Source organism: Pseudomonas sp. AC463 (assembly GCF_979253585.1).
Map to the genome: position 1 here is coordinate 1 of NZ_CEEDDZ010000159.1, position 402 is coordinate 402.

General features: G+C 66.2%; 2 protein-coding genes. One reads left to right on the plus strand and one right to left on the minus strand.

Annotated elements, in window-relative coordinates; genetic code table 11:
* The first annotated feature begins 9 nt into the window (after positions 1-9).
* Positions 10-147, plus strand: a complete 138-nt coding sequence (locus AC0IYH_RS29580; protein ID WP_471837623.1) for a GMP synthase (glutamine-hydrolyzing) — start codon at positions 10-12, stop codon at positions 145-147.
* Positions 148-192: 45 nt separating this feature from the next.
* On the opposite strand, the gene AC0IYH_RS29585 is transcribed toward AC0IYH_RS29580, so the two are convergent.
* On the minus strand, positions 193-402 hold a 210-nt coding region (locus tag AC0IYH_RS29585), incomplete at its 5' end, for a hypothetical protein (protein WP_471837621.1).

Here is a 402-nt window from a genome sequence, read left to right on the forward strand (position 1 = left end):
ACCGACGGGATGACGGCGCAGGTTTTCCAGTTCCCCGGCGACTTCCTGCCGCGCGTGGCGACGCGGATCATCAACGAGGTGAAGGGCGTCAACCGGGTCGTGTACGACTATACGTCGAAGCCGCCGGGGACGATCGAGTGGGAGTGACGCGGGACTAGCGAACGGCCGTGGGGCCGTTCGCCAGCGGGCATCTCATGCCACTTGCGGCAGGCGATCCAGATATTTGTCGAGCGTGATCGGATATTCGCGGACGCGGACGCCGGTGGCGTTGTAGACCGCATTCGCGACCGCGGCGCCGACGCCGCAGATGCCGAGTTCGCCGACGCCCTTGGCCTTCATCGGCGAGGACATGGGGTCCGCCTCGTCGAGGAAGATCACCTCCTGATGCGGGATGTCGGCGTG